Here is a 24,105-nt window from a genome sequence, read left to right as displayed (position 1 = left end):
ATGGAGCAGACTGTCTATTTCGAGGACTACCGGATCGGCTCGTCGCGCATGACCAGCGGGCGCACGATCACCGAGACCGACTTCGTCGTCCATGCCGGCCATACCGGTGATTTCTTTCCCCACCACATGGACGCCGAGTTCATGAAGACGACGCCGTTCGGCCAGCGCATCGCCCACGGCACGCTGGTTTTTTCGGTCGGCGTCGGGCTGACGGCCAGCGTCGTCAACCCGGTTGCCTTCTCCTATGGCTACGACCGGCTGCGCTTCATCAAGCCGGTGTTCATCGGCGATACGATCAGGACCCGCACCACCATCTCGGCTAGGGAAGATGACCCGAAGCGACCCGATTCAGGCCGGGTCGTCGAGCGCTGCGAGGTGATCAACCAGCATGGCGACGTGGTACTGGTCGCCGATCACATCTACATCGTCGAGCGTCGCGACAAGCCGAGTTGAGCCTCGACGGATGACGCTGAAACCTAAAGACAAAAAACCGCCTTGCGGCGGGTCCTCGGTTCGAATCAGCACCATACCCAAATTAGTAGCATAGCTGCCGGCACAAAGCAAGAACAAAATGTGGCAAACCGGACAACCGCGACAGGTTGCGCTGCCCCTTATCGCCCTGCGAACGCCGACTTGCAGGACCTGGGTTCCGCGGAGCAGGCGGATAGAGGTGGTGCCGACATCGGGAATTGGTCATATCCGGTTGACCGGATATACCGGCTTGCCGCCGCGCAGGACCGATGCGACATCGGCAAACACCTTGTTGCGAACCTCCGCGTAAGACTGGGTCGAGTAGTGCGCCGCGTGTGGACTGACCAGGACGGTGTCCAGCGCCAGCAGCAGATTGTCGGGCGAAGGCGGCTCCCGCTCGAACGTGTCGATGCCGGCGCCTGCCAGATGGCCGCGCCGGATCGCGTCCGCCAATGCGACCTCGTCGACCAGGCCGCCGCGGGCCACGTTGATGAGTATCGCCCCTTCCTTCATCCACGACAGGGCTTGCGCCGACATGATGTTTCTGGTCTCCGGTGTCGCTGGAACGTGCAGCGAGACGATGTCGGCCCTGGCCAGCAGCTCGTCGAAGCCGACCGGTTCGGCACCACCGGCCGCGATGCGCTCGGCCGGCATATGCCGGTCGTAGGCGATGATGTGGTAGCCGAAGACCCGCGCCCGCTCGGCAGTCAGCCGCCCGATCTGGCCGAAGCCGATCAGGCCGAGGATCTGCCTGTCGGGCCGCGCGATGCCGGCGCCGTCGGTCATTGCAGCCCAGCGGCCGGCGCGCACCGCGCTGTCGAACTGTTTCAGCCTGCGCGTCAAGGCCAGGATCAGGGCCATGGCGTGGGTGCTGACTTCAACCAGATTGGCGTCCGGCACGTAGGTTACCTGAACACCGGCACGGCTGGCGGCCTCGACGTCGATCGAATCGAGCCCTACGCCGAACCGCCCGATGACCTTGAGCCTCGTCAGTTCCGCCAAAACGCGAGCCGTGATCGGCTCCCGCAATACCATCAATGCGTCGGCGTCGCGGCAGTGTTCGATCAGGGCGTCTTCCGTGAGCAGCGTCTTTTCGACAAATTCGACGTTCAAGCCGTCGAGGTAGCGCAGCTGCTCCTCCTCGACTGACAGCACACCGTCGGTCTTGATGATCTTCATGGCAAACTCTTGTTATGAGGCGCTGCGCGCCGAGGCGACGCCGGCGGCAAGGCCGGCCCCGAGAAACATCGTGTCGCTGGCCAGGATGTAGAAGCTGATGCCGTGCCGCGACCATTTGCTGACATCATCCGCCGAAGGGCGAAAGATGCCGACGGCCTTGCGGGCCGTGCGCGCCGCGGCCGCGATCCTCATAATCGCTGCATTGAGCTTTTCCTGGCCGGCCGGCCCCATCGCGTCGATCGAAACCGACAGGTCGCCGGGACCGATGAAGATCACGTCGACGCCGTCGACCTGGACGATGTCGTCGATGTTGGCGAGCCCTTCGGCCGTCTCGACCTGGATGGCGACCGTCAGGACCTCGTTGGCCGAGTTGAGGTAGTCCGGAATCCTGTAGCCGTAACCGGCGGCGCGGCCCGGGCCGACACCGCGGGCGCCGACCGGCGGGTACCGGCAGGCCATGACCGCCATGCGCGCTTGCTCGGCCGTGGAGACGCGGGGTACCAGGACACCCGACGCGCCGGCGTCGAGCGCGGCCGCCATCCACTCCGGCGCGTGGCCGGGAACGCGCACCATCGCGGGAACCTTGTGGACATCGGCGGCGCGGATCAGATCCTCGAGCCGTTCGCGGCCGATCTGCGAATGCTCCCAGTCGATGCACAAGAAATCGACCCCGCTGGCGGCGGCCACTTCGACCGCCACAGGGTGCGGGATGGCACAGAAGGTACCGATGAGGCGATCGAGAGAGACACATTTCTTGCGAAAGTCGTACATGAAATCTCCAGAAATTTTCGGCGTCGGCAAAAAACCTGTTTGCCTATGTGGTCCTTGACGAAGGATGCACGGCTTCCGTCGACATCGGGAAATGCCGGCTGCCGCCTGAAAACGGCGGGAAGGTCTTGTAGTCGGCGCGCATCTCCAGCCGCGCCGGCGATTGCAACGCGTGCGTCAGCGCCGCGGGACTGTCGAACATGACCCGATTGCGCTGCATGTGGTCGATCCGCGGCCAGGGCAGCGAACCGCACCAATCCAGTCGCGACAGAACCTCGATGTGGCGAATGCCGGGGAAGCCCCGCATCAATTGCGGATGATGCGTCACATAGTGGTAGAGCCAGGCATTCATGTCTTCGGCCGGCCCGGGATAGTGGACAAGATAGCTGCAGGGCAGCCCGGACGTCTTGACGCCAGCGTCGTCGACGGGAAACGGACGCACGCACATTGCCTGTTGCGTCGGCCTCGAACCGGCGATGCTCGACAGCATACCAGGTGCGGCAAGCGCCTGCAGATGGCCGGACGGCGCCAGCGCCGCCTCCATGTCCGCCAGTTCGTCGAAATAGAGCTGGAAGCCAAAGACCGGCGGTGGACCATCGTTGTTGAACATGTCCGTCGCCACTTCGGGCAGATAGATGTTTGCAAGCGCAAGGCCCGGCGTTGAAGCAATCACACGCCGCACGGCGTCAACGTCTTCACCGGCGATGGCCAAATTTGCCTCGCGGTCATCATGGAAGAAAGCAAGATAGGCAAAGCGCATGTGGACACCTGCTGGATCGAGTTCGACTAGATCAAATTCGGAAGAAAGAGAGCGATCTGCGGAAAGAGGACAATCAGCAGGATCAGCAGAAGCGTCAGCGCGATGTAAGGCGCCGCAGCCATGGCAACCGTCTTGAGCGATGTGCCTTTCGGCGCAACGCCGATCATGATGAACAGCAGCAGACCAAACGGCGGCGTGGTGAAGCCGACCTCGTAGGCGAGCAGCAGGATCAGCCCGAACCATACCGGCTCGTACCCGAATTGCTGGGCGATCGGCAGGAAGATCGGCAGCGTGATCAGCATCATCGAGACCTGATCCATGAACATGCCGAGCAGCAGGATGACGAGCACCATCATGAGCAGCATGGGATACGGTCCAAGATCGTAGCCGACGATGAACTGGATAAAGCCGTTGGAGGCGCCGGAGAAGGCGAATATCTGCGAGAACGTCGTCGAAGCCGAGATGATCAGGAAGGTCATGCCGGTGACCTTCATCGCATCGTCCAGCGACTTCCAGACAACCGACCAGCTGAACCGTCGGTAGACAAACAACAAGGCGAAGACGGCGGCACAGCCGAGTCCGGCCGATTCCGTCGGCGTCGCTATCCCAAGGATGATCGTGCCGACCACCATGAACACGATGACGCCCATCGGAATGATGTTGACGGCGACCGCCCTCACCTTCTCGGCCGCGGGAACGGCGGGCACCGGATAGTGCGGAGCGGCGTCCGGATCGATCTTTGTCTGCGCGAAGATCAGCGCCGCGTACATGAGAACGAGCAGCAGTCCCGGCAGAGCCCCCGCTATGAGCAGCGCGCCGACGTCGATCTGGGCAAGCGAGCCGAGCAAGACGGCCAGCGAGGATGGCGGGATGATGACGGCAAGGCTTCCGGCGCCAAGCACCGGGCCGTAGGCCATATGCGGCTTGTAGCCTCGCTTCAGCATCTCGGGCACCATCAGCGAGCCCATCATGCCGGTATTGGCAAGGCTGGAACCTGACAGCGCGGAAAAGATCGTGCCGGCGGCGAGGACGACATAGGCAAGGCGTCCCCGCAGATTGCCGATGCACAGGTCGAGCGCGTAGATGACCTTCTCGCCGAGGCCGGAGCGGAAGAACAGGCTGCCCATGACGAGAAACATCGGCAGCGGAGCAAGCGCATAGGTCGAGACAGCGTCGGAGAAGTTGGCGACCATCTGCGTCACGCCGATCGAACCGCCGAAGAACAGGTACAGCCCGATCACATTGGTGACGAAGAACGCGAAGGCGACCGGCAGCCCAAGCCCCATCAACACCAGGATGGTGCCAACGAGCACGGCGAATGGAAACAGCCAGGCCACCGGTCAGAGCCCTTCCATTTCCAGCGGATCGAGCGTGTACAGCGTGTCACGGCCGAGCAGGTATCTGAGCCATTCCAGCGCCGAGAGGTAGAAGGCGAGCATGATGGGCAGAAAGACCAGCCATTTTGGCATGTCGAAGCTGCGCGTTTCATATTCGCCGCCCGCAACGGCACTTGTCAGCGAAGACAGAGCGACGCTGCCGAGGTAGAGGCTGACGGCAATGCAGGCGAGATAGACCAGCTTTTCAAGCACCGCCCGTGCCCGCACCGGCAGCGCCTGGCGCAGGAACTCGACGAAGACATGGCCCTTGCTGTGGACCAGCCAGGGCATCGGCAGAAATGCCGCGTAAAGCAGGCCGTATTCCGTCGCGGACACCGCCCAGGCAAGCGGCCTCAGGCCGAGATTGCGGACGCATACATCAGCAACCACAGCGACAATGATGAGGCCAAGCACCACTTTTGCCGCCGCCGCCAACGCAAGGCTCAGCTTCCCGATCGCTGCAAACAATCCGTCCATTTCCCACGACCCTCATATCCACCTTGATGAAGGGGCGCACCAGCGCCCTCGGCTCGGGCTACTGGAAGAATTTCTTCAACTGATCGATGTTGGTGGGATCGCGTTTGGCCATTCTCGCCCAGCTCGCCTGCGTCGCAGCCGCCAGGAATTTGTCGCGGCCGGCGCCGGTCAAGCTGACAATCTTCTGCCCGCCGGCGATCATCGCCTGTGCCTGTTTTTCGGACTCGGCAAGGTTGGCGTCATAGCTCGCGCGCTCGTATTCGACGGCCGTGTCGGCCAGCAGCTTCTGCGCCTCGGGTGACAGCGTGTCCCATTTCGCCTTGTTGATCGAGATCAGCACATCGGTTTTGAAGAATTGCGGGTCGACACGGTATTTGGTGAATTTGTCCCAGCCGAACGACGCATAACCAAATACCGTGTAGGCGTTGGCATTGACGACGCCGCGCTCGAGCGAGGTGTAGACATCCCCCGGCGCCTGCACGATCACCGTCGCGCCTAGCGATTCGAGGAAATCGCGGTAGAGCGGCGAGGAACGGATTTTCAGGCCGCCCCAGTCGATGCTGCCTTCGCTATTGAGCTTGGGTTCGTCGACGGTGAAGACGTTGAAGCCCGAGCCCGCGTCGACATGCGCCAGCAGATGGGCATTGGCCTTCTTCTCGAAAATCCCGCTGATGAAGTCCCAGCCGCCATTGTCGCGGACCTCCCACGGCGTCTTCGTCGATGCGGAGAAAACCTCGCCTTCGGGCACGAGCTCCAGGAACTGCCCTGCCGGTGTGTCGATCACATCGATCAGGCCACTCCTGAGCGCCGCGCCCTGCTGGATCGGCGGAATGACCTCCGGCCCGCCACGCACGTTGATCTGGACCACGCCCTTGCCCTTTTCGTTCACCTTCTGAACGAACTTCAGGAAGCTCTGGGCGTAGCCGTTCTGCGTCGGCGTAAAATGCACGGCGTTGAGGACGACCTCTTCGGCCGTGGCGATACCCGCCACACCCGACATGAGTGCAGCCAGAACAAGGGATTTCCAAATGCGCATTGCCGTACTCCCTCTGATAGTTCGCCCATGATCCGGCCCATGATCGGGCCGATCTGAAATTGCAATCGCTGCGCCGCGTGAACGGCGGTTAGTTGGCATCATCTCCTACTGTCAGGAACCGCCCATGCGCGTAGAAGACCGGCGATCGGTCAGCGCGATCCAGTGCAACGCCCGAGACGATGCCGATGACGATCATGTGCGACGCCCGCACGATGATTTCGGCCACCCGGCATTCGAATATTGCCCGTGCGCCGACAAGCAAGGGCGCGCCGGTTTCGCCGCGCACCCATGATCCGGACGAGAACCGCGCGGGGCCCTTGGCTTTGGTCATGCCGCCAAAGGCGCGCACAACGTTCTCCTGGTCGCCGGCGGGAAGATTGACCGAAAAAGGCAAACCTTCGCGAATGGCCGAAGCAAAGGTGCTGCTGCGGTTGACGCAGGCCAGCAGCGACGGCGGCTCGGCGCTGAACGAACAGAGGGCCGTCGCCGTGATGCCGCAAAAACCGATCTCGTCATGTTCCGACGCGAGAATGGCGACCGAGCCCGCCACGGCCCGCATCGCCTGCTTGAAGGCGCGCGGATTGATGGCGTCGTGCCCATCCACCCACGGCGTCGGAATGGCGGCCTCCGGCATCAATTTACTCGAAGCCCGGCCTGGCGCATCAGCGGCAGCACGCGGTCGCAGAAGAAGGGCAATTCGTAGGTGTAGTTGACGAATGTGAGGGCGGCGCCGGAATAACCCTGGTCCATAATCTCAGTGAGATCGTCGACGATCTTTTCCGGCGTTCCGATGAGCGGGAACGTTCCGGCACCGCCGGCGAACCTTTGCCGATATTCGGTGAAAGCCTTCGCATCGTGCGAGTTCGCGAATTCCTTCTTCTTGCGCATGTGCTCGTCGACCGCACCCTCGTCCGCGCATTCCAGCGCGTAATGCCGGTAGTAGTCCTCGGCTTCCTGCTGGGTCTCCCGGCAGACGACGTGACAGACCGTGTAGACGCCGACTTCGCGCCCGACTTCGGCCGCTCGGTTTGTGATGTCGACCACATGCGCACGGCCGTCGGCAATTTCGGAAAAAGTCGAAAACAGATAGTCGCAGTGGCGCGCTGCGTAGTTGCGCCCCGGCGCGCCGAAGGCGGCGTTCATGGTCACCGGTCGCGGCGCCTGCAGGCTTGGCGGCCGGCTGACGACACCCTTCAGATCATAGAACTCGCCGCCGAAGTCGAACGGCTCCCTCGATTGATAGGCACGCACGATGATGTTGATCCATTCCTCCGCTTGATCGTAGGTTCGATCGCCGACCGTCTGCCCGAACATGGCGAACTCGTCGGGGTTCCAGCCGCAGACAATGTTCAAGCCGGCACGCCCGTTGGAGATGTGGTCGACCGTCGCCAGCGCTTTTGCAGCCTGCAGGGGATGAACCAGCGGCACATGCACCGTCATGAACAGGCCGATGTTTTCCGTGGCGACAGCAAGGCCCGCCGCCCAGGTGAAAGTCTCGAACGACCATTCCCGCACATGCGTCAAACCGCCGAAGCCGCGCCAACGGGCGATCGGCAGCAGAAACTCGAGGCCGGCGCGGTCGGCGATACAGGCGGAATTGAGGTTGTCTTCCCAGCGGGCGCGCCAGCGCTCGGGGACGGTGGTCATTGCCAGGCCGCCATCGGCGTTCATGGAAAAGACGCCGAGCTTGAACCTGTTCGGCCCTTTCAGCGGGTGCTGCTTCCTGATCATGATTTCCCCCGCTGCGACATGCTCTCACCTTCACCGGCGGAATGTTGAGACGGTGGGCTCAGCTTCATGAAACGCTCCTCGGCGTTCTGAATGAAGTGGGTCATGCGGTCGTAAGCGGCGACGGCGTCGCGCTTGACGAAGGCCTCGTAGATGGCGCGCATGCCGGCCACGATAACGGCCTGTGTCGGCTGGTGCGACAGCGTCCTTAAACGGACGACGAGCACATGGTCGGCGAACCTTGCAATCGTTTGGGAAAGGCGCTCGTTCTCGACGGCGCCGAGCCAACAATTTCTGAATGCCGAATTGGCCTGGAAAAAGCGGTCGGCATCGCCGGCGGCGGCCGCAGCCTCGGCCTCCCGAAGCGCGGCTGCCAGGGTCTTGAGGCCAGCGGCGTCAAGTGTCCGTGCGGCGTGCGCGGCGGCCCGCGGCTCAAGCAGGCGGCGGACCTCGAAGATGTCGGCGACATCCGTCGCGGTAAGCGTGGGCAGGGTGAAGCCGCGTGTGGTGCCGACGAGATAGCCCTCATGCACCAACTGCATCAAGGCGTCGCGGACAGGCATTCTGGAAATGCCGAGCTGGGCGGCAATATCGACATCGACGAGCTTCTGGCCAGGCGTCAATTCGCCATGCTGTATCGTCAGCCGGATTTGTTGATAGACCTGGGCACGCAGATTGCCATCGCCAACCCGTTTGAGCTCGATCGTTTCCGTCATCCACGCCTTCCCATGCGAAGATTTCGTATATCGTTTGAGGCTGTGTTCTCGCAGTCGTGCCGTTTGAAATGCAGCCACGTGTCGGCAGAAATTGACCTATCAGCCATGTTCCCGGCTCAAGTGGAGCATAGGCTGGATCACCTGGCAAGATGTTTTAAGTTTATAATGTATACTGTTTGAGTTCGCTGTCCGGAGGGCAATGGATCGCGCCATCCGTGCTGCCGCGCCGCGCGACGGCGGGGACAGCTAACGATCCGCGCGGTTCGGTAAAAAACGTACAGACGTTTTTCCGTGACACATCGAAGTTGACGGATTTAACTAAAATTACTTGCGATCTGCGCGCGCCGGCACGCCCACCCCGATCCCCTCGCCGGTACGCATTACTGGATCGCCCGCCGTATCGAAAGGTGCGGCGGGCTTTTCGTTTCGTTTAGCGGGGAGGCGCTTATGCGAGACTTGCCCAGGAATATCGACGCCGACGTCGTGATCGAAATCAGCAAGCTGCTCGACGACCGGGCGAAGTCCGTGCCAGTGCCGGTGCACAAGCTGGCGGCGATGATCCGGCTGGGCGTCGAGACCCGTCTGACCGATCACTCCATCGAGGAGCTGATCGTGGAAATGGCCGCGACGAGGGGGCTTCCGATGCTGTTCGACTTGCCGGTGGTCGACAACGTCGTGCCGTTTGCCTTGGCGCGCCGTCCCCGCTGACACTTCGCTCGAACCTCACCGATCGTCGCGTCGCCGCCCGACGTCACTTGTCCTCATGCGCGGGCCGAGTGTCGCCTTTCTTTTCGGGGTCGTGGGTATGGTGGCTGTCGCGTTCGCCGCCGCCGCCGGAGACCTTGCTGAGGCTGCGACGGTCGGAGTCGGCCGGCGGCTTTTCGATGCTCAGCGGCTTCTTAGCGTTTTCGTGCGCGGCGCCGGGACCGCCATGGCGGATGCTGGCAGGAGTCTTCTTCGACGTGGACATGACCTAGCGATCCTGGACGTTGCCTTGATGGGTGGTGTTGACCTTCGTATTGCCTTGCTGGCCCTGCTTGTCGGGATCCGGAACGGCTGATTGCGGTCCCTGTTCGGCTGCTACCGATTTTTTGTCACCGGCGCCCTTTGGGCTCAGATTCTTCGGCGGCACAGGCGGAGGTTTTGTGCTCATGGCGTTTCTCCTTCCGCCACCCAAACAAGCGGCTCGGGAGAAAGGTTCCCAAGGGTCCGACACTAACGGTGATTGCCGCAACGAGCCGGGTCCACAGGCCGTGGCTTGGGGCCGGCGGGATCCAGGATTATTTCTTGATGATGTTTCCGTTGTTCAGATCGAAGGCCTGGGCACCGAACGCCTGCCTGAAGAAATCCTCCTGCAGATCGCCCCATTCGCCGAGATAGGCGCCGCAATTGCTGCAATGGATCGGCGTCGAATCCTTCGGATTGTCGGGAATCTCCATCAGGATCGTCCCGCACGCCTTGCAATCGAGCTTGTCATCCAAACGGCGGCCCATTGGCACATGATCGCGCGTTTTCAGCCGTGCGCCAATTGTCGTTTTCATACCAAGTCGCGAAAGGCACGTTTCCCAACCAGCGATGGGATCGAAAGCTAGCGTTCCGCCGGGTTTCCGAAGGCCGGATCGCGCCGCCTCGAATACGTCCCCACCCGCGGCAGCTCGTCTGGAAAGTCGACCCAGGGCAGCCTCATGTCCCAATATGCGTGAGCCTGCGGCGGAAACCGTTCGGGATGATCGAGGAAGCCGATCGCCAAATAGAGTTCGTCGGGCAGGCCCTGGTCGACATAGCCGATCGATGTTCCGCAATCCGCACAGAAGGACCGAAGCACGCCGGGGGTTTTCGAAAAAGTCTTCGGCGTGCCGGTGAGCAAGGTGAATTCGGAAGGCCGATAACCGACCCACACCGACAGAGGGCTTCCTATCGCCTTGCGGCAGTCGTCATCGTGATCGGAGCAAATCCAGAAAGGCTCGCCGCGCATCTCCGCCGTTATGGCGCCGCAAAAACAGGACCCCGTTTCAGTTCGTGGTATTGCCTTGCTGCTGGATTTCATTGCTGGCCCTACGTCATTGCTGGCCTGGCATTTCGGTATTTTCCTTTGGGTTCTTCTTGATGCCGGCGGCAGGCGAGGTATCGGCCGGAGCATTGCCACCCTGGTTCTGCTCAGGGGCTCTTTTGAGCGGCGAAGTCTGCCAGCCCATATCGCCGTACAAAAAGCCTATGAGAAAGCCGACGATGATGATGGCCGAAATCACCATCGCAATTAACGCGTTACGTCGCTCCATTTCGCGCGGCTCCTTTCTTCGAGCCGAACAAACAATGGCGGAAATGGTTCCGGTTAGACGGGACGGCGTGACGATACGGAGCCGGCCCGGGAACATCCAGCCTCACGGCGGGTTCGTATGAGTGCTCTTCCACAGGGAGCGGCTTGCATGAGACCCGCCGTAACCGATCGCATCGAAACCAAGAAATACGACCACCCGACAGGCGGCTGGGGATCGCTCAAATCCCTGGTCCGCAAGGCGCGAGGCGAAGGCCTGCTATTGTCCGGGATATGGAGCACGCTGCTCAAGCAGAACAAGGCCGACGGCTATATGTGCGTGTCTTGCTCATGGGCAAAGCCAGCCCAGCCGAGGCCTTTCGAATTCTGTGAAAACGGCGCCAAGGCGACGATGTGGGACCAGACCAAGCTGCGCTGCGAACCCGCTTTCTTCGCCGAGCATTCGGTGACGGAACTGCTCGATTGGCCGGACCACGATCTGGAGAAACAGGGCAGGCTAACAGAGCCCATGCGCTACAGTGCCGCCACCGACCGTTACGAGCCGGTCTCCTGGGACGATGCGTTCCGCGACATAGCTGCCGAACTGCGGCGGCTCGATCCCAAATCGGTAGTGTTCTACACGTCTGGCCGGGCCTCGCTCGAGGCCTCGTTCATGTACCAGCTTTTTGCGCGGATCTATGGGTCTTCGAACCTGCCCGATTCGTCCAACATGTGTCATGAATCGACCTCGGTCGGCTTGCCGGAATCGATCGGCTCGCCGGTCGGGACCGTGCAGCTCGAAGACTTTGCGAAATGCGACATGATGTTCTTCTTCGGGCACAACACCGGGGTGACGGCGCCGCGCCTGCTGCATCCGCTGCAGGAGGCACGTCAACGCAACGTGCCCGTCTTCACTTTCAATCCCTTGCCCGAGCGGGGACTGAAGCGCTTCAAGAATCCGCAAAACCCCCTCGACATGCTGTCGCCCGGACCGGGTACCAAAATGTCCAGCGACTACTTCCAGGTTCGTTCTGGCGGCGATATCGCCGCGATGACGGGTATCGCCAAGGCGTTGCTGGCCCTCGACGATGCCGCCCGCGAAAGCGGCAGGACGCGTGTCCTCGACACAGCTTTCATCGCCGAGCACACGCATGGCTTCGCCGAATTCGAAGCCTTCCTGCACAAAACCCAGTGGAGCGATATCGTCGCGCGATCCGGCATTGCGCAGACCGACCTGGAGCATGTCGCCGAGGTCTACAGCCATGCCAACGCGGTGATCGGCAATTACGGCATGGGCTTGACCCAGCATCGGCACGGCACCGAGAACGTCCAGATGCTGTGCAACCTTTTGATGCTGCGCGGCAACATCGGAAAACCCGGCGCCGGCATTTCGCCGCTGCGCGGCCATTCCAATGTCCAGGGGCAGCGCACCGTCGGCATATCGGAAAAACCCGAGCTCGTGCCGCTCGACAAGTTCGCCGAATTCTACGCCTTCGAACCGCCGCGCGAAAAAGGCCTCGATACGGTCGAGACCTGCGAAGGCGTCATCGACGGACTCGGTCAAGGGCTTCGTCGGGCTCGGCGGCAATTTCGTGCGGGCCGTTCCGGAAACCGGCCTGGTCGAGAAAGCCTGGCGTGGGCTCGACCTGCATGTCGAGATCGCGACCAAGCTCAACCGCAGCCAGCTGATCGCCGGCCGGACAACCTACCTGCTGCCTTGCCTGTCACGGCTGGAAAGAGATCATCAGGCGAGCGGCGACCAAAGGGTGTCGGTAGAGGATTCCACCGCCTGTATCCACGGCTCGTTCGGATCGCGACCTCCGGCTTCGCCGCATCTGCTTTCCGAGCCCAGGATCGTTGCCGAGCTTGCCAAGGCGACAGTGCCGGGCAGGAGTTCGATCCCATGGGACGAGTGGGTTGGGGATTATTCCCGCATCCGCGACGAAATCGAGCGCTGCTACCCCCAACATTTCCGCGACTTCAACGAGCGTTTCCTGACGCCCGGCGGCTTCCATCGCGACATCAAGGCGAGCAAGCGGGTGTGGGAGACGCCGAACAAGAAGGCCAACTTCAAGCTGCCAAGTGGCCTTGAAACTGATCCCGACATCGATGTCGCCGGCCGCGATGTGCTGACACTGATCACGGTGCGCTCCAACGACCAGTTCAACACGACCGTCTACGGCTACAACGACCGGCTGCGCGGCATCAGCGGCACACGCATGGTGCTGTTGATGAACGAGAAGGATATCCAGCGCCTCGGTTTGAGCGCCGGACAGGAAGTCGATCTCGAAGCCAATGCGCAGGACGGTGTGGAGCGCCGCGTGCACGGGCTGCGCGTTACACCTTACTCGGTGCCGGAGGGAAATTGCGCCGGTTACTACCCCGAGCTCAACCCGCTGGTTCCTTTGTGGCACAGAGCCGAGAAGGCTCATGTTCCGGCGGTCAAATCGGTACCGGTGCGGATATTGCCATAGGCGTTCGTCGTTCGCGGCAGGCACGCACCACGCCGATGTGACCTGGCGCGACTTTCAAATCGCGACCTCAGCCGGCTCGCGCGAGTTCATCCACGGCATTCAGGATCGCACTCTGGCTCGCCGGCTTCTGCACGATCCTGCAAGCGCGGAACCCGGCCGGAATTTCGCGTTCACCAAAGCCTGAGAGGAAGGCGAACGGAACACCACGCGTCCGCAACGCTTCCGCAATCGGATAGCTGGTTTCGTCGTTCAACTGGATATCCAGTAACGCCGCGTCGACGCCGCCTTCGCCAATGAGCCGGAGTGCCGCCGTCACCGACGAAACAGGTCCAACCACCTGATGGCCGGCTTTGCGCAGGTAAGCCGCCGCATCGTCGGCGATCAGCCATTCGTCCTCGACGATCAGCACACGCACCTTTCCGGTCACGACGAGCCCTCGCGGGTCAGAGGGAATGCAATTTCCGCCTCCAAACCATTTGAGCGGAAACTTGTTTCAACTTTTCCGCCCAGCCTGTAGCCGATTTCTCCGCGCAGAAGGGTAAGGCCGAAGCCGCTGTCGGTTGGCTCCTTGATGCGGGGGCCGCCCTTCTCGCGCCAGACGAGCTTGAAGGTTCCGTCCGCCACCGACCATTTCACAACTATCCGCCCGGCAGGTTTCGACAGTGCGCCATACTTGGCGGCATTCGTCGCCAGTTCATGGATGGCCATGCCGAAGGAAAGCCCTTGTGCCGGCTTGAGATTTACCCTCTTGCCATCGAGCTCAAACCGTTCGGGGCCGAAGGGATCGAGTTCCTGACGCAGCAGCTCCTCGACGGAGGCTTCCGTCCAGCTCTCGCGCGAGAGCAGACTATAGGCTCGCGACATTGCATGCAGGCGCCCGATCAAGGCTTCGGCGAACTCCTCTTTCGATGCCGAGTTTTCACGGGTCCGGTTGGTGATGCTGGCGACAACCGCCAGCATGTTCTTGACGCGATGGTTCAGCTCGGAGATGAGCACCTGCTGACGCTCTTCCGCCTGCGCCAGCGTCGTCACGTCGATCAGGGTCACGACGACGCCCTGGATGCTGCCGCTCTTGTCCCGGTACGGGTTGATGCGAACCAGGTAGAACCGGCCCTTGTCGTCGCGCGCAAGGTGATGGTTCAGGGTCTCTCCCGTCTCGAACACTGCCTCGATGTGAGGCTTCAGCTCGGGATAGTCGAGCTGGCTTGAAAGGTCGGTCAGCGGCTGTCCGACATCGGATGGGCGCAGATTGAAGACGGCCGATGCAGCGGGGGTAAAGGTCCGCACCACAAGGTTGCGGTCGAGGAAGATGGTTGCGATCTCTGTGCTTTCGAACAGGTTTCTGAGATCGCTGTTGGCGCGGTCGAGCTCCTCAATCTTGCTGGTCAGCTCTGCGTTGATGGTGCTGAGCTCTTCGTTGAGCGACTGCTTCTCCTCCTTCGAGGCCTCAAGCTCCACATTAGTCGACTGCGCCTCTTCATTGGCGGAGAACGTCTTCGTCTTATAGCTGGAAAAGTCGTGACCGGAATGGCCGCGCAGAGTGGGGTCGATTTCATCGGCGGCCCGATCCATGTCAGCCTTGTGCTCGCCACCCCCCTCGGCCAGCCCGTTCAGCACATTGAAGCCGCGGCCAAACGCCTGAAGCTTTGCGCCGATCTCCTCGGCGGGCGCTTCGATATCGATCAGGCCGCTCGAAATCGCGCTTTGCGGCATGTCCGGGTTGCGCGCGCCGGAACCGTTGGAGGCTTGGGCAATCGTCAGTCCGCCATGTTCCTTGATCGCCCTGGCGCCCAGCGTGCCGTCCGAATCCCCCCCCGACAGGATGATGCCTATGGCGTACTCCCCTTGGTCCTCGGCCAGTGCACGGAAGAAGATGTCGATCGGTTTGCGCTCGCGGTTAAGCGTGTTCGGCCGGCGCAGCGAAAGCTCGCCCTTACGGATGGTGAGGACGACGTTTTGCGGCATCACATAGACTTGGTCGGGTTGGACCGCCATGCCCTCCTCGGCGACGATGACCGGCATGCCGGTGTAACGTGCGATAACGTCATGCAGCAGGCTTTCGCGCTCTGGGCTCAGATTAGTGACGACGACGAACGCCATGCCGGTGCCGCCGGTCAGTCCTTTGAACAGGCCTTCCATCGCGGGAATGCCGCCGGCCGATGCGCCGACGCCGACAATGGGAAATCTTCCGTTCTGGAACACCATGCCACGCCTCGGTAACAGCCGCGGCTGCGAAACCGCCAAATCGGACCTCAGACTAATGCATGTCGCGCAAAAATGTGCAGCGGTTTTGCGATAACGAGATGAATAAAAACAACAGCCTAAAGCGCGTCGCATGAGGCCGGCAAAACGCGACGTGCTTTAGGGACCGGACCGAGCCTCATGCCAGTAAATAGTCCTCGAACGGAACAAAGCACCGCCGGTGGGCATTAACATCCGGTTTTCGAGGCGGTTCCAATGGCAAAACGACCACCTGAGATAAAGCCGGCAAAACAAATCTCGTTACGTTCGCCGGATCTGGCCAAGGTCCCGGTATCCGAAGAAATCCCGCCTCGTCTCCTCGCGCGCGCGGAACGGTTGCAAGAGGCTTTGTCGCGTCATTTTGTACAAGTCCGCGCCGACAGCCGTGACTCCCGCAGAAAGAAGGAACAATGAGGTGCGCGACCTGCAAGGCTTGCATATCCTGATCGTCGAGGACGAATGGATGCTGGCGGGCGATCTTGCACGTTATTTCAGCAAGATGGGCGCCGTCGTGCTTGGCCCCGTGGCGACAGTCGAACAGGCGTCGAAGCATACCGATGAGGCGGAAGCCGCGATCCTGGACGTCAATCTCAACGGAAGACGGGTATTCCCGATCGCGGACGAACTGATGCGCCGCGGCGTGCCGTTCGTGTTTTTCAGCGGCGACGAAGACATCGTTATTCCTGAGCGCCTTCGGTATGCCAGCAGCCTCAGAAAATCCTCGGACGGCCAGGCTGTTTTCGATGCTCTCTTCCCCTCCGAGCCCAAAGCATCAAGCGGAAATCTGGCGACCGAGCCGTCAGACGACGTATTTTCCCTGCTGCCTAAGCTCAGGCTCGCAGCGCGTCTGCTGCTGGGAGACGTTGACGCTTCCGACCGGCTGGTCGAGCGGACGCTCGAGCAGGCCATCGGCGAGATCGACAGGAGACGATCCGGTTCCTCCACCGAGGACTGGCTTAACGGCATCATGCGAAACATCGTCAAGGCACGCGGAGCAAACCTGCTGCACTGACCATGCCGGCCGGCAACTAGTATCGCTGCACATGGATTATGACTCTTTGGCGGTTGGCTTTGGATAGGCCTTGGCCAATTTGAGGCGCGCCTGTTCGGTTGAGAACATACAGTTGCGGCGGTGCTCCGCCTGGTGTGGCCTTCACCTACGCTCGGGGCATTCATGCCGAACGGATATTGCAGGGCTTCTCCGGCATCCTGCAGGTCGATGGCTATGCCGGATACAACAGACTGATCGCACCTGACCGTGTCGGCTCGGACATCCAGCTTGCCTATTGTTGGGCACACGCTCGCCGCAAGCTGGTGGAGATAACCCGCAACGGAGCAGCACCTATCGCCGAAGAGGGCGTCAAGCGGATCAGCGAACTGGGTCGGATCGAGGCCGAACTGCGTGGCCTTGATCCGGAGGCTCGCCTCGCCGGACGACAGGAACGATCAACGCCACTGGTCACCGACATGCAGACCTGGCTCGTCCATCACCGCGCCCGTGTCGCGACCAAGTCTCCACTCGGCGAGGCCTTGGCGTACATCGCCAAATATTGGGATGGTTTGAAGCTCTTCCTGACCGACGGCCGCATCGAGATCGACAACAACAGCGTCGAGCGAACCATCCGGCCGATAGCCCTCAATCGTAAGAATGCACTCTTTGCGGGGCACGACGCTGGAGCCGAGAACTGGGCCACCATCGCATCGCTCATCGAGACCTGCAAACTCAAGGCCGTCGATCCGCAGGCCTACCTGACCACTACGCTCACCGCCATCGTCAACGGTCACAAGCAGAGCCGGATCGATGAGCTGCTGCCTTGGGCTTACAAGGGGAAGTAATGTGGCCCCGAAGACTACAGTCGGCCCAAGCGGACTTCGGAAGGTACGCAGATAGAGGATCGGCGAATGCCCCAAAGCCCGCACGCAGGGTGTGGACTCAGGGCGTTCCAGCGTCCTCAGTCTATGGCGAGAGAACTCGACAGTTCTCGGTACGCTTCGATCTGCTGCTGCAAGAGAGCAATCTTCTGCTCCGCCACCTGGATAGCGTCAGAGCCAGCGAGGAAGCGCCGTGGCAGTTCGTCCTGCTCAGCGAGCGTGATTAGAGCGCGTGCCAGCTTAGCGGGGTCACCGCCCTGCTTGCCGTTCTGGGACTTCCAGAAGGCAATCTGTGCCGTGCGTCGCTCGTGATAATCTTCGATCGCGATTTCCGCGTAACTGGTGGACTCCTCCGTCAGAAGCTCCGTGCGGAAAAAGCCTGGGTTGACGATCATCGTCTCGATGCCGAACGGACCGACTTCAGTCTGCAGCGCTTCCATCCAGCCATCGAGGCCAAACTTCGAAGCAGAGTAGGCTGTGCAGAATTCAAAGCCCATCAGACCTGCCGTCGAGGAGATCGAGACGATCTGGCCGGAGCGCTGCTTGCGCATGACCGGAAGGAACGCCCGCGTCACGATCATCGGACCATCAAGGCTCGTGCTTAGCTGCAACTGCATCTGCTTGGGAGACAGTTCCTCGAAATACCCGGCGTAGAAGCTGGCCGCGTTGTTGACCAGCACGTCGATCCGTCCGAACCGCTCAAGGGTCGCCTGCGCGGCGGCGGCGGCGTCAGCGGCCTTGGTGACATCGAGTTTCACGACAAGAAGGTCGTCGGAAGCACCTAGAGCGTTCGCCACCTTGTCTGGATTACGACCAGTCGCGACCACCTTGTGGCCGGCTGCCAGGGCCGCCTTGGCAATGTCCAGGCCGAGGCCACGTCCTGCCCCGGTGATGAACCACACTTTGTTACTCATCTCATGTGTCCTTTCATGTTGTCAGCCCTTCACCGATCTTGCGGCGCATGGGGCTGTAAGACAGTTGTTCACATCGCCTGCACGGTCGGGCGGACCAGGATCTCGTTGAGGGACGTCCGCTTCGGCCGGCTGAGAGCAAAGGCTATGATTTCGGCGATGTCCTGAGCCGGAATTGCAACGTTGTCGCGGTAGTCCTGAGCAGACTTTTTGCTTTCCTCGTGTGTGATGCGGTCGGATAATTCTGTCGCCACCGCACCAGGCTCGATGACTATCACGCGGATGTCTGGCTGGAGTTCGACGCGAAGCGGCGAACCCGGCTGGAGCTACGCGACCTGCCACAGAAGAGATGTTCACCAGATCTCCCTTCTTGGCGCGGAGTTGGTCAAGGAAAACCTCAGTCACAGTCATGGCACCCAGGAGATTGGTTTCGACCATCTGCCGATGCTCGGATCGCTTGCCCGATCCAAACGGCGCTGTGAGCATCACGCCTGCGTTGTTGACTAGAACATCGGCGCCGCCGAACTCCTGGACGCGCGCGGCGGCTCCAGCGATGGAGTCCCGGTCGGTCACGTCAGCCTGGATCGCGATAGCGCCTTCGCCGAGTTCGTCTGCGAGTGCCGCGACACGCTCGAGGCGCCGCCCTAGAAGGGCTACGCGATATCCTTCTGAAAGAAGCTCACGTGCCAGCGCCTCACCGATTCCGGAGGATGCACCAGTGATTACAGCGACCCGATTGTTGTTATTCATGGTAGTCTCCTTCGTTGTGCTCTCTGGCTGGCCCTACCGATCCGGAAAGACCGGAGCGAGGACCACAGAGGTGGCAGCGCCTCGGACAAGAAGCGCCGCAGGTACCCGGCTAGACTTCAGCCCGTCGGTTCTTGTGGGTTGGTCACCTGACCGGTGACATGCCGGTTCCGCCCTTGGAACTCGTTCCAAGTTTTGCGCCGGTATCGATCATCGCGAGCATTGGTGGGCTCAGACGCGCGCCCTGGACCGTGATCCGGGCAAAGCCGTCATCGATCTCCTTGACATCGGCCGCACTCAACTGGACCTGCAGCGCGTCCATGTTCTGGTCCATCTGGTCCTCCGTTATCGGGCCGGGAATGGGCACGATCCACGGCTTGCGGGCGAGCAACCAGGCAAGGGCGACCTGGCCGGGCGCAGCCTGATGACGTGCGCCTACGCGCTGTAGCAGTTCGACCACCGGCCAGTTGGCGCGGCGGGCTTCAGGCGTGAAGCGCGGCAGGTTGGCCCGTAGGTCGGCAGGGCCATGCACGAACATGGGGGTGACTGTACCGGTCAGGTATCCCATGCCGAGCGGGCTCCATGGCACGAACCCGATGCCAAGCTCCTCGCAGGTCGCCAGAACCTCCACCTCCGGATCGCGGGTCCAGACAGAGTATTCATTCTGCACCGCCGTGACTGGCTGCACTTTGTGGGCGCGGCGGATGGTCGCTTCGCCTGCAGCGGACAAGCCGAAGTGGCGGACCTTGCCTTCACGGATCAATTCCTGCACCGCTCCGGCCACGTCTTCGACGGGCACGGTCGGATCGACACGGTGTTGGTATTGAAGATCAATGTAGTCCCTCTTCAAGCGGCGAAGCTGTTGCTCGGTCACCCGCTTGATATTGTCAGGGCGGCTGTTGAGGCCTGTGACCTGGCCTTCGGGCGTGATGTCGAAGCCGAACTTGGTCGCGATGATCACCTGGTAGCGGATCGGCGAAAGCGCCTCGCCAACAATATCCTCGCCCAGGAAGGGTCCATAGACTTCAGCGACGTCGAAAAAGGTCACGCCCCGGTCATGCGCCGCCCGGATGATCCGCACGGCCTCCTGCCTGTTCGTCGGCGGGCTGTACATCCCGGCAAAGTTTTGGCAGCCCATCCCCATGGCAGAGACTTCCAGCGAGCCGAGCATGCGACGCTGAAGGTTCGATGACCTTGCACCTGTGGCTGCGGCACCCGATGTTGCCGTTTGAGCTCTCGACTCGGAAAGAGGCAGCAGTGACGCTGCGGCGATGCCTAGCCCAGCGGCGAACAATTTACGGCGGCTTGGCATCTCGGGAGCGCCTGTTTCGAAATCGTCTGCATAGTTCTTCATGGTGCTGCACCTCCACTGGGTTTGATCAACCTCCGAAACACATCAGCGTTTGCGGCTGTGTCTTCGTGAGTGAGCGCAGAATACGATGGCCGTTCCTTTCAAAAAATGGCATTCGGGTTGATGCGACATTAACCAGAGGTTCATAATGGACAAGGATCAGCTTGATGGGCTTGTGGCGTTTGCGCTTGTCGCCGAGAAGCGGAACTTCACGGCGGCGGCAGAAGCACTCAGGGTTTCGCCGCCTGCGATAAGCAAGATGATCAGACACCTCGAAACTCGCCTGGGCGTCACCCTGCTTACAAGAACGACACGAGCTACGAGCTTGACCGAAGCCGGGGAGAAATTCCTGCAACAGGCGGGACCGGCGCTGGATGCGATCCTTTCCGCTATGAAGGACGCGGGAAGCGCAGCGGACAAGCCTGCCGGTCGTCTGCGCTTGAATGTCCCGCAGACCGTCTATCCGAACTTCCTTAGGCCGCTGATCGCGACCTTTATCGAAAAGTACCCGGATGTGACGGTTGAGATCTTCTTCGAGAACGCGGCCACCAACATATTCGAGCGCGGGTTTGATGCAGGAATACGGGTGTCAGACATCCTTGCCAAAGATGTCGTGGCGCTCAAACTCTTCGGTCCCGTCCGATGGGTTGTGGCTGCTGCACCGGCCTACCTTGACAAGCATGGGCACCCTGAACATCCAAAAGACCTGTTGGCCCATCCTTGCATCTGCGCGGGAGCTGGCAATCGTGTGTACGATCGGTGGGAGTTCGAGAGCGACGGCAAGGAATTTGAGGTTCAGGTAAAGGGGCCGCTGATCCTCAATGATGTTCTGCTGGCGATCGATGCGGCCGTCGACGGCTTAGGGGTCGTTTACAGCCCTGAAGAAGCGATCAGCGACAAGGTGACGAGCGGCAAGCTCGAAGTCGTTCTGGACCACTTCACCGGGACAAGCTCGGGTGTGTACCTCTACTACCCGCAGCGGTCTCAAGTTCACCCCAAACTGCGGGCCTTCATCGAACATCTCAAAGGCCTGGAGAAGAGGTAGCGCGAGCTTCCTATTGGACGCAGCTTTCGCTTCCCACAGAACCGCTGTCAACGCGAAGAATATTGACGGCCTTCGTCACCTTGGTGCTGCGGATCGCAATCCAACAACGTCCGCTGTTGGCGCATTGTTGCCATCTCCGTCACAGCGGCAGTCTTCGAAACGGCACAACGGCGTCTTGGTCAAGGTGCGAGGCAAACAGCGCTTACGATGCGAGTCGAGGAAGACGAACAGGTTTGCGGTGCGGTTGCGTTTGTACTCGCAGTCGTAGCGCTCCAGCCTTCCCGGCGCGGCCGGGATTGGCTGACGCACCTCGCCGATGAGTTGGGTCGAGCTTTCGTCGAAGCACACCACCGGCCGCTTCGGGTCCGGTGCCTCGGCATAGAGGTCGAGCACATCCTCCATGCGCGCGACATACTCCGCGTCAACCTTTGGAATGCGCCACATGTCCTTGCGCCACGGCTTGAGATCGTTCTCGGCCAGGCGCCGGCGCACCGTCTCGCGCGACAGCTGTTCGTGCTCGGTCAGCTTGACGAACGCATCGGCCAGCAGATCCAGTGTCCAACGGGCCTCGCGCGCCGGCCGCACGCGACATGCAGCGCTTCTTCGGCGTCACCGCACCTTCCGTCCATCAGATGGTGCTCGCTCTTGAGCGCGCTGGATTGATCCGCAGGCAACCCAGCCTCGCGCAAAGCATTGAACTGCTCGTCAAACCCGATATCTTACCCAGGCTACAAGCCATCGAACCCGTCATTGCTGTGATATCAGGACCACCCACTGCCAATGACCGAACAGGAAATGATTATCAACGCGTTGGGTGTCGCTCCCAGTGTTGACGTCGCGCTGGAGGCACGCCGGCGTATCGACTTTCTCGGCACGTATCTGCGTGCATCAGGGCTCAGCACCTATGTGCTGGGGATCAGCGGCGGGGTGGATTCACTTGCCGCGGCCCTTCTGGCTCAACGGGCCGTTGAGGAACTGCGAACGGCTGGATACGACGCCAAATTCCTGGCCGTTCGGCTCCCGTATGGCAACCAGGCCGACGAGAGCGACGCCCAGCGGGCTTTGGACACCATAGGGGCGGACGAAGTGCATCGGGTCGACATAAAGCCGGCTGCCGACGCAATGCTAGATTCGATCAAGCGGGCTGGTGTCGAGTTCGGCGACGCAGGCCGCGAGGATTTCTTGCTTGGCAACATCAAGGCGCGTCAGCGCATGATTGCCCAGTTCGCGCTCGCCGGCGCCAGCCGAGGACTGGTCATCGGCACCGACCATGCGGCCGAGGCACTGATGGGCTTCTTCACCAAGTTCGGCGACGGCGCCGCCGATATCCTTCCTCTTTCGGGGCTAAACAAACGCAGGGTGCGAGCCTTGGCCGCGCATCTGGGCGCTCCGCCCGAACTCGTCGACAAGATCCCGACCGCCGACCTGGAGAACCTTGTCCCGCTTCGTCCTGACGAAGATGCCCATGGCGTCACGTATGAACAGATCGACGATTTCCTCGAAGGCAAGGAAATCGACGAGGCCGCGCGGACGCGGATTCTTCATGTGCATTCCAGCACGGCACATAAGCGCGCGCTTCCGGTGACAGCGATTGCGCTAACACTCTCGCCATGACGGCATTGGCAATAGTTCCATGATACCGTTTCGTGGTCAGCACCTGGTGGAGATTGCCTCCGCCCATGTTGGCAACCGCATCGATGAGCACTTTGACGGCATGAACAGCCGGACCCTCGATAACATTCCGCACTCGGGTTTGCTGCCTTCGAGCGCCTGAGCAGGTTGGCCGATCCGACGTAGGCGGCGACGCCATCTGCAAGCACGATCCTCACGTGAAAGGGTTCTTGCGTGAGGTCGCCGCCGCCATAGTCGATGATGCGCGTCGTCGCCTTTTCCAGGCGAAGTCTAGCCTCGGCGCACCCCGAGAGTTGGGAGGCATCCCTTATGACAAGGACGCGCTCGATCGCTTCCGTCGTCTCGAATAGTTCTGCGGCCAACGCGACATGCAGCGCTTCTTCAGCGTCACCGCGCCTTCCGTCCATCAGATGGTGCTCACCCTCGAGCGGGCCGGATTGATCCGCAGGCAACCGGGCCTCGCGCGCAGCATTGAACTGCTCGTCAAACCCGATATCCTACCCAGGCTACAACCCATCGAACCCGTCGAATCCTCTGTGCAGGGGTACTAGACGATGTTAGCCTTTCCGGCTGCGCTCGACGAATTTGTTGAAGCGGCTGGTCTTTCCGCCGCTGGTCTCATCCTGGTAGAGGAAGGCCAGTTCGTTCTCATCGAAGATCCTGAAGAACTCGTCCCATTCAACGGGCTCGAACGTCTCTTCAGGCTCGCCGAAGTCGATGCGCAGTATGCCTCCCTCGCCCTTGGTGCGCACCACCGCCGGTCGCCCGTCGCGGTCCTCGGCCCAACGGCGGATTTCGTCGTGATCGGTGGTCGTCCTGGATTCAGACATCGCAATCTCCCTTCGATTCCACCGCAGGCCGCGAGATCTCACGCGTTGCTCCGGTCTGCCCTCACACAACCAGCAGATGCATTGTTGCCCGGCATGTGCGCGCGGTTGGTTGATTATGGCTCCTAACACCAAGCGCGCTTCGATGTTCCCGTGCCCAGCCGAAGGCGGGGTCGCTTTCGGAGCGCAGCGTTCCGGGAACTTTGTTGAAGCAAGGGAACAAACCTTTCGCCCGGAAGT

At 61.2% G+C, this 24,105-nt stretch carries 27 protein-coding genes and 4 pseudogenes; 9 read left to right on the top strand and 22 right to left on the bottom strand.

What is annotated here, in order from left to right; translation table 11 throughout:
- On the top strand, positions 1-453 hold the full coding sequence (locus NKJ55_RS21230) for a MaoC/PaaZ C-terminal domain-containing protein (protein WP_352451563.1): 453 nt from the start codon (positions 1-3) through the stop codon (positions 451-453).
- A gap of 240 nt (positions 454-693) precedes the next feature.
- Here NKJ55_RS21230 and NKJ55_RS21225 read toward each other — a convergent pair whose 3' ends face one another.
- The 9 genes from NKJ55_RS21225 to NKJ55_RS21185 form a co-directional block, all read right to left on the bottom strand.
- Complete coding sequence (locus tag NKJ55_RS21225) at positions 694-1,650, bottom strand: C-terminal binding protein (RefSeq protein ID WP_352451562.1); 957 nt, start codon at positions 1,648-1,650, stop codon at positions 694-696.
- Between the two features lie 12 nt (positions 1,651-1,662).
- On the bottom strand, positions 1,663-2,421 hold the full coding sequence (locus tag NKJ55_RS21220) for an HpcH/HpaI aldolase family protein (protein ID WP_352451561.1): 759 nt from the start codon (positions 2,419-2,421) through the stop codon (positions 1,663-1,665).
- Positions 2,422-2,464: 43 nt separating this feature from the next.
- The gene (locus tag NKJ55_RS21215; RefSeq protein WP_352451560.1) at positions 2,465-3,178 is read right to left on the bottom strand and encodes a hypothetical protein; all 714 of its coding nucleotides are present in this window, start codon (positions 3,176-3,178) and stop codon (positions 2,465-2,467) included.
- Between the two features lie 26 nt (positions 3,179-3,204).
- On the bottom strand, positions 3,205-4,515 hold the full coding sequence (locus NKJ55_RS21210; RefSeq protein ID WP_352451559.1) for a TRAP transporter large permease: 1,311 nt from the start codon (positions 4,513-4,515) through the stop codon (positions 3,205-3,207).
- Between the two features lie 3 nt (positions 4,516-4,518).
- Positions 4,519-5,031: a TRAP transporter small permease gene (locus NKJ55_RS21205; RefSeq protein WP_352451558.1), complete on the bottom strand. Its 513-nt coding sequence runs from the start codon at positions 5,029-5,031 to the stop codon at positions 4,519-4,521.
- Positions 5,032-5,089: 58 nt separating this feature from the next.
- The gene (gene dctP / locus NKJ55_RS21200; protein ID WP_352451557.1) at positions 5,090-6,067 is read right to left on the bottom strand and encodes a TRAP transporter substrate-binding protein DctP; all 978 of its coding nucleotides are present in this window, start codon (positions 6,065-6,067) and stop codon (positions 5,090-5,092) included.
- An 88-nt stretch (positions 6,068-6,155) separates the two neighbouring features.
- A complete protein-coding gene (locus tag NKJ55_RS21195) occupies positions 6,156-6,701 on the bottom strand; it encodes a flavin reductase family protein (protein ID WP_352451556.1) in 546 nt (181 codons plus the stop codon).
- Positions 6,701-7,795: an LLM class flavin-dependent oxidoreductase gene (locus tag NKJ55_RS21190; protein WP_352451596.1), complete on the bottom strand. Its 1,095-nt coding sequence runs from the start codon at positions 7,793-7,795 to the stop codon at positions 6,701-6,703. Before NKJ55_RS21190 ends, NKJ55_RS21195 begins: the two co-directional genes overlap by 1 nt.
- Positions 7,795-8,511 carry a GntR family transcriptional regulator gene (locus NKJ55_RS21185; protein WP_352451555.1) on the bottom strand — a complete coding sequence of 239 codons (717 nt, stop codon included), beginning with the start codon at positions 8,509-8,511 and terminating at the stop codon, positions 7,795-7,797. Before NKJ55_RS21185 ends, NKJ55_RS21190 begins: the two co-directional genes overlap by 1 nt.
- Positions 8,512-8,958: 447 nt before the next feature.
- Here NKJ55_RS21185 and NKJ55_RS21180 point away from each other — a divergent pair, with 447 nt between their 5' ends.
- Positions 8,959-9,219: a hypothetical protein gene (locus tag NKJ55_RS21180; protein WP_352451554.1), complete on the top strand. Its 261-nt coding sequence runs from the start codon at positions 8,959-8,961 to the stop codon at positions 9,217-9,219.
- Between the two features lie 43 nt (positions 9,220-9,262).
- Here NKJ55_RS21180 and NKJ55_RS21175 read toward each other — a convergent pair whose 3' ends face one another.
- From NKJ55_RS21175 to NKJ55_RS21155, 5 genes are all read right to left on the bottom strand, one after another.
- Positions 9,263-9,481, bottom strand: a complete 219-nt coding sequence (locus tag NKJ55_RS21175) for a hypothetical protein (RefSeq protein ID WP_352451553.1) — start codon at positions 9,479-9,481, stop codon at positions 9,263-9,265.
- Positions 9,482-9,484: 3 nt separating this feature from the next.
- A complete protein-coding gene (locus NKJ55_RS21170) occupies positions 9,485-9,664 on the bottom strand; it encodes a hypothetical protein (protein WP_023676107.1) in 180 nt (59 codons plus the stop codon).
- A 127-nt stretch (positions 9,665-9,791) separates the two neighbouring features.
- The gene (locus NKJ55_RS21165; RefSeq protein WP_352451552.1) at positions 9,792-10,052 is read right to left on the bottom strand and encodes a hypothetical protein; all 261 of its coding nucleotides are present in this window, start codon (positions 10,050-10,052) and stop codon (positions 9,792-9,794) included.
- A 47-nt stretch (positions 10,053-10,099) separates the two neighbouring features.
- On the bottom strand, positions 10,100-10,558 hold the full coding sequence (locus NKJ55_RS21160; protein WP_352451551.1) for a GFA family protein: 459 nt from the start codon (positions 10,556-10,558) through the stop codon (positions 10,100-10,102).
- A gap of 13 nt (positions 10,559-10,571) precedes the next feature.
- Positions 10,572-10,790, bottom strand: a complete 219-nt coding sequence (locus tag NKJ55_RS21155; RefSeq protein WP_254818791.1) for a hypothetical protein — start codon at positions 10,788-10,790, stop codon at positions 10,572-10,574.
- A gap of 147 nt (positions 10,791-10,937) precedes the next feature.
- Here NKJ55_RS21155 and NKJ55_RS21150 point away from each other — a divergent pair.
- Positions 10,938-13,239, top strand: a pseudogene (locus NKJ55_RS21150) (FdhF/YdeP family oxidoreductase).
- Positions 13,240-13,306: 67 nt separating this feature from the next.
- Here NKJ55_RS21150 and NKJ55_RS21145 read toward each other — a convergent pair.
- Both NKJ55_RS21145 and NKJ55_RS21140 read right to left on the bottom strand, forming a co-directional pair.
- The gene (locus tag NKJ55_RS21145; protein ID WP_352451550.1) at positions 13,307-13,648 is read right to left on the bottom strand and encodes a response regulator; all 342 of its coding nucleotides are present in this window, start codon (positions 13,646-13,648) and stop codon (positions 13,307-13,309) included.
- Between the two features lie 14 nt (positions 13,649-13,662).
- Positions 13,663-15,444 carry a chemotaxis protein CheB gene (locus NKJ55_RS21140; protein ID WP_352451549.1) on the bottom strand — a complete coding sequence of 594 codons (1,782 nt, stop codon included), beginning with the start codon at positions 15,442-15,444 and terminating at the stop codon, positions 13,663-13,665.
- A 252-nt stretch (positions 15,445-15,696) separates the two neighbouring features.
- Here NKJ55_RS21140 and NKJ55_RS21135 point away from each other — a divergent pair, with 252 nt between their 5' ends.
- From NKJ55_RS21135 to tnpC, 3 genes and pseudogenes are all read left to right on the top strand, one after another.
- On the top strand, positions 15,697-15,894 hold the full coding sequence (locus tag NKJ55_RS21135) for a hypothetical protein (RefSeq protein ID WP_156937318.1): 198 nt from the start codon (positions 15,697-15,699) through the stop codon (positions 15,892-15,894).
- A 1-nt stretch (position 15,895) separates the two neighbouring features.
- A complete protein-coding gene (locus tag NKJ55_RS21130; RefSeq protein WP_036238319.1) occupies positions 15,896-16,492 on the top strand; it encodes a response regulator in 597 nt (198 codons plus the stop codon).
- Positions 16,493-16,608: 116 nt separating this feature from the next.
- Positions 16,609-17,316: pseudogene (tnpC, locus tag NKJ55_RS21125) on the top strand (IS66 family transposase); the annotation flags it as partial.
- A 116-nt stretch (positions 17,317-17,432) separates the two neighbouring features.
- Here the strand turns inward: tnpC and NKJ55_RS21120 are convergent.
- The 4 genes and pseudogenes from NKJ55_RS21120 to NKJ55_RS21105 all read right to left on the bottom strand — a co-directional run bounded on the left by NKJ55_RS21120 (position 17,433) and on the right by NKJ55_RS21105 (position 20,181).
- Complete coding sequence (locus NKJ55_RS21120; protein ID WP_352451548.1) at positions 17,433-18,266, bottom strand: SDR family NAD(P)-dependent oxidoreductase; 834 nt, start codon at positions 18,264-18,266, stop codon at positions 17,433-17,435.
- Positions 18,267-18,334: 68 nt separating this feature from the next.
- Positions 18,335-18,541: an SDR family oxidoreductase gene (locus tag NKJ55_RS21115; protein WP_352451599.1), complete on the bottom strand. Its 207-nt coding sequence runs from the start codon at positions 18,539-18,541 to the stop codon at positions 18,335-18,337.
- Positions 18,542-18,632: 91 nt separating this feature from the next.
- Positions 18,633-19,013 (bottom strand): annotated as a pseudogene (locus tag NKJ55_RS21110) (SDR family oxidoreductase); the annotation flags it as partial.
- Between the two features lie 142 nt (positions 19,014-19,155).
- Positions 19,156-20,181, bottom strand: a complete 1,026-nt coding sequence (locus NKJ55_RS21105; RefSeq protein ID WP_352451547.1) for an aldo/keto reductase — start codon at positions 20,179-20,181, stop codon at positions 19,156-19,158.
- 328 nt (positions 20,182-20,509) lie between these two features.
- Here NKJ55_RS21105 and NKJ55_RS21100 point away from each other — a divergent pair, with 328 nt between their 5' ends.
- Entirely contained in the window at positions 20,510-21,406 is an 897-nt protein-coding gene (locus tag NKJ55_RS21100; RefSeq protein WP_352451546.1) for a LysR family transcriptional regulator, read from the top strand.
- Between the two features lie 147 nt (positions 21,407-21,553).
- Here NKJ55_RS21100 and NKJ55_RS21095 read toward each other — a convergent pair.
- Positions 21,554-22,006, bottom strand: a pseudogene (locus NKJ55_RS21095) (transposase); the annotation flags it as partial.
- Positions 22,007-22,186: 180 nt separating this feature from the next.
- Between NKJ55_RS21095 and nadE the strand changes: the two are divergent.
- Together nadE and NKJ55_RS21085 are read left to right on the top strand one after the other, a co-directional pair.
- The gene (gene nadE, locus NKJ55_RS21090; protein WP_023676120.1) at positions 22,187-23,020 is read left to right on the top strand and encodes an NAD(+) synthase; all 834 of its coding nucleotides are present in this window, start codon (positions 22,187-22,189) and stop codon (positions 23,018-23,020) included.
- A gap of 386 nt (positions 23,021-23,406) precedes the next feature.
- Entirely contained in the window at positions 23,407-23,589 is a 183-nt protein-coding gene (locus NKJ55_RS21085) for a LexA family transcriptional regulator (RefSeq protein ID WP_352451545.1), read from the top strand.
- 6 nt (positions 23,590-23,595) lie between these two features.
- Here the strand turns inward: NKJ55_RS21085 and NKJ55_RS21080 are convergent, their stop codons facing one another.
- Positions 23,596-23,868, bottom strand: coding sequence for a hypothetical protein (locus NKJ55_RS21080; RefSeq protein WP_352451544.1), 273 nt, complete (start codon positions 23,866-23,868; stop codon positions 23,596-23,598).
- Between the last annotated feature and the right edge of the window lie 237 nt (positions 23,869-24,105).

This window comes from Mesorhizobium sp. M0106 (assembly GCF_040322715.1).
Classification (GTDB): domain Bacteria; phylum Pseudomonadota; class Alphaproteobacteria; order Rhizobiales; family Rhizobiaceae; genus Mesorhizobium.
This window is presented reverse-complemented; position numbering and strand designations above follow the sequence as displayed.

Excerpts from the sequence above, each read along its gene's own strand:
- NKJ55_RS21100 (WP_352451546.1), top strand. The coding sequence starts at position 20,510 with ATGGACAAGGATCAGCTTGATGGGCTTGTGGCGTTTGCGCTTGTCGCC.
- NKJ55_RS21140 (WP_352451549.1), bottom strand. The coding sequence starts at position 15,444 with ATGGTGTTCCAGAACGGAAGATTTCCCATTGTCGGCGTCGGCGCATCG.
- NKJ55_RS21180 (WP_352451554.1), top strand. The coding sequence starts at position 8,959 with ATGCGAGACTTGCCCAGGAATATCGACGCCGACGTCGTGATCGAAATC.
- NKJ55_RS21215 (WP_352451560.1), bottom strand. The coding sequence starts at position 3,178 with ATGCGCTTTGCCTATCTTGCTTTCTTCCATGATGACCGCGAGGCAAAT.
- NKJ55_RS21170 (WP_023676107.1), bottom strand. The coding sequence starts at position 9,664 with ATGAGCACAAAACCTCCGCCTGTGCCGCCGAAGAATCTGAGCCCAAAG.
- NKJ55_RS21225 (WP_352451562.1), bottom strand. The coding sequence starts at position 1,650 with ATGAAGATCATCAAGACCGACGGTGTGCTGTCAGTCGAGGAGGAGCAG.
- NKJ55_RS21085 (WP_352451545.1), top strand. The coding sequence starts at position 23,407 with ATGCAGCGCTTCTTCAGCGTCACCGCGCCTTCCGTCCATCAGATGGTG.
- NKJ55_RS21220 (WP_352451561.1), bottom strand. The coding sequence starts at position 2,421 with ATGTACGACTTTCGCAAGAAATGTGTCTCTCTCGATCGCCTCATCGGT.
- NKJ55_RS21165 (WP_352451552.1), bottom strand. The coding sequence starts at position 10,052 with ATGAAAACGACAATTGGCGCACGGCTGAAAACGCGCGATCATGTGCCA.
- NKJ55_RS21185 (WP_352451555.1), bottom strand. The coding sequence starts at position 8,511 with ATGACGGAAACGATCGAGCTCAAACGGGTTGGCGATGGCAATCTGCGT.
- NKJ55_RS21080 (WP_352451544.1), bottom strand. The coding sequence starts at position 23,868 with ATGTCTGAATCCAGGACGACCACCGATCACGACGAAATCCGCCGTTGG.
- NKJ55_RS21195 (WP_352451556.1), bottom strand. The coding sequence starts at position 6,701 with ATGCCGGAGGCCGCCATTCCGACGCCGTGGGTGGATGGGCACGACGCC.
- NKJ55_RS21155 (WP_254818791.1), bottom strand. The coding sequence starts at position 10,790 with ATGGAGCGACGTAACGCGTTAATTGCGATGGTGATTTCGGCCATCATC.
- NKJ55_RS21105 (WP_352451547.1), bottom strand. The coding sequence starts at position 20,181 with ATGCTCGGCTCGCTGGAAGTCTCTGCCATGGGGATGGGCTGCCAAAAC.
- NKJ55_RS21120 (WP_352451548.1), bottom strand. The coding sequence starts at position 18,266 with ATGAGTAACAAAGTGTGGTTCATCACCGGGGCAGGACGTGGCCTCGGC.
- dctP (WP_352451557.1), bottom strand. The coding sequence starts at position 6,067 with ATGCGCATTTGGAAATCCCTTGTTCTGGCTGCACTCATGTCGGGTGTG.
- NKJ55_RS21135 (WP_156937318.1), top strand. The coding sequence starts at position 15,697 with ATGGCAAAACGACCACCTGAGATAAAGCCGGCAAAACAAATCTCGTTA.
- NKJ55_RS21175 (WP_352451553.1), bottom strand. The coding sequence starts at position 9,481 with ATGTCCACGTCGAAGAAGACTCCTGCCAGCATCCGCCATGGCGGTCCC.
- NKJ55_RS21160 (WP_352451551.1), bottom strand. The coding sequence starts at position 10,558 with ATGAAATCCAGCAGCAAGGCAATACCACGAACTGAAACGGGGTCCTGT.
- NKJ55_RS21205 (WP_352451558.1), bottom strand. The coding sequence starts at position 5,031 with ATGGACGGATTGTTTGCAGCGATCGGGAAGCTGAGCCTTGCGTTGGCG.
- nadE (WP_023676120.1), top strand. The coding sequence starts at position 22,187 with ATGACCGAACAGGAAATGATTATCAACGCGTTGGGTGTCGCTCCCAGT.
- NKJ55_RS21230 (WP_352451563.1), top strand. The coding sequence starts at position 1 with ATGGAGCAGACTGTCTATTTCGAGGACTACCGGATCGGCTCGTCGCGC.